The organism is Paraburkholderia sediminicola (genome assembly GCF_046026895.1).
Taxonomy (GTDB): domain Bacteria; phylum Pseudomonadota; class Gammaproteobacteria; order Burkholderiales; family Burkholderiaceae; genus Paraburkholderia; species Paraburkholderia sediminicola_C.
Genome location: NZ_JAQQEU010000199.1, coordinates 1 through 2,115 on the forward strand (window position 1 = coordinate 1; position 2,115 = coordinate 2,115).

Genomic DNA, 2,115 nt, shown 5'->3' on the forward strand with positions numbered 1-2,115 from the left:
TCAGGACTTGCGGTATTCGGAATTATTTATTCCGGAGATTCAGATCAGAATCCTCAAAGCGCTCAGGCCGTCATTCGATCTGTCACATTAGCGCCCGATGCTGGCCAGATGCGCAGACATGTCGTAGGCGTTGCCTTCAACCAGAATGTCGAGGTGCAGGCCGATCATGCTCACCGGCGCGTGGCGGCGATCGGGATGAATCGCGGAGTGCTGGAGTCGGGAGGTATCGACGACGGTGATGCCTCCCGTCCCCATGACTTGCAGCTTCTGGTCCGGACCGATGAATGCAGCGGTGTCTTCATCGAGCCCGATGCCAATGGCATCCGGGTTGTAGGTCAAGGCCATCAGCATGTGCCCGAGCCGGTCCTGATGGCGAAAATGTTGATCGATAACCAACTTGTCGATCAACATAAGCCCGGTGCCAATTCGACTATATCCGCGCGGGGCGTCGTGCCGCTTTTGCCGGCTACGATCATTTGCCTTTTGAGTTAACAGGAATCGGCGTTCCGATCTCCCGGCAACGCCGCCCCCACAGACTGTCGGCGCGCGCTGGCATAGAACATCGGATGTCGACGGGCAGGGGCAAGCTGTCAACAACGAGCGAAAGATTATGGGCGAAGCCGTATACGGAGAACAGGCAACCGGGCGGGTGACCCACAGCCTGTTGCGACTCAGCACGTCGATGCGAAGCCAGGCATGGGAGTGGGCGGAAGGTGCAGGCCTCACGCCGACCCAGGGCGAGATCCTGGTGCTGCTGATGCAGCGGAAGGGCCCCATGCGTCTGGGTGAGATCGCGCGCGAAACCGCGCTGACAGCCGCGACGACGAGCGACGCGGTCAGTACGCTCGATAGCAAGGGGCTCGTCGAAAAGCGCCGCGCACTCGACGACGGACGCGCGCTCGCCGTGCGTCTGACGGCTCGCGGCCGCACCGCCGCCAGGCGCGCCGCGCAATGGCCCGACTTCCTCGCGAAGGCGGTCGGCACGCTGCGCGCCGAGGAGCAGTCGCTCTTCTATCGCACGCTGCTGAAGACCGTGCGTCAGCTCGAGGTGCAGGGTCATATTCCGCCGCACCGGATGTGCGTGACGTGCGTGCATTTCGAACCGGGCAAGAATCCGAAGAAGACGCCGCATCATTGCGAGCTGCTCGATCTGTCGATGGCGGATACGGACTTGCGGCTGGACTGCTCTGTGCATGAAACGGCCGACACCGCGAAGCAGAAAAAAACCTGGAAGATCTTTGCGCAGCAAGGCTGAGTCCGCACTGCGAAGCCGGCCACCGGCGGCTCGATGCGCTGTCCGGCCGGCTGATCTTGCGCGGTTTGTCGCTGGTCCAACTAGGGCAGGATGCCGTCCGTCGCGTCGTGGCCGACTCGCGTCAGCACGCCAGTTTGCGGATCTGCCGGATCAGTGTGATCGGCGAGAAAACGTCTCACGCGCAGCGTCGTTCGGCAGATAACCGCGCTCGAGATTGGTGGTGACGACTCGTGTCGCCCGGGCTGACGACCAGCCCTTCTGGACCTACCCCGGTCTGCGCGAGAGGGATGGGCGCGTGGCCTGGCGGGCCGCCGGCCGCCGTGCCCACCTTGATTATCGATCACAAGCAGCTCGCGCTTCGCCCAGAAAAAAGCCGCGCAACAGCGGAACTCGACGGCCGTTTGAGGTCCTACGCTTCAGGAAAGTCAGATTGTATTTCGAGGGTTGATCATGGCGTCACGAATACACTTTCAGGTCAACGTCTGTGGCGGAAACTTCCAGCATGTGCGGGAATGCTTCCGCACGTGGAAGGCCCGGCGGTGCGACCACGCCATGGACGCAAAAGATGACTTTGGTCGGCTTGCGCGCCTGGCGGGGATCCGAGCGGACGGGACGGCCCTCTGTTTCCGCCGGGCGATCGCGTCGTGGTGGGAATCGAATGGCGAATGGTGATGCGGTCATCGGCGACCACAACCTCCTTGACGAGCAGTCTCGTGATGCGCTGACGGTCCTGAATGTCGAGGGTCGTAGCATTGCTGCGCAAACGCCCCAGGAAAGCCGTGAGCGTTTCCGCCAGCCGCAGGGGGGTTTCGGATCAGCCGAACTCAGGCCAACCCTCGACGCGCCCTGGAGTGCCGTCA

Annotated in this window: 3 protein-coding genes; 2 read left to right on the forward strand and 1 reads right to left on the reverse strand. The window is 62.5% G+C overall.

Annotated features, from left to right (window positions below):
- Positions 1-87 precede the first annotated feature (87 nt).
- The gene (locus tag PQR02_RS40220) at positions 88-411 is read right to left on the reverse strand and encodes a hypothetical protein (protein ID WP_408243353.1); all 324 of its coding nucleotides are present in this window, start codon (positions 409-411) and stop codon (positions 88-90) included.
- A gap of 199 nt (positions 412-610) precedes the next feature.
- Between PQR02_RS40220 and PQR02_RS40225 the strand changes: the two genes are divergently transcribed.
- Positions 611-1,255, forward strand: coding sequence for a MarR family winged helix-turn-helix transcriptional regulator (locus PQR02_RS40225; RefSeq protein ID WP_408243354.1), 645 nt, complete (start codon positions 611-613; stop codon positions 1,253-1,255).
- A gap of 658 nt (positions 1,256-1,913) precedes the next feature.
- Positions 1,914-2,115: hypothetical protein (locus PQR02_RS40230; RefSeq protein WP_408243355.1), on the forward strand; the 202-nt coding region annotated here is incomplete at its 3' end.

Coding starts and splice junctions, on each gene's coding strand:
- PQR02_RS40220 (WP_408243353.1), bottom strand. CDS start 411: ATGTTGATCGACAAGTTGGTTATCGATCAACATTTTCGCCATCAGGAC.
- PQR02_RS40225 (WP_408243354.1), top strand. CDS start 611: ATGGGCGAAGCCGTATACGGAGAACAGGCAACCGGGCGGGTGACCCAC.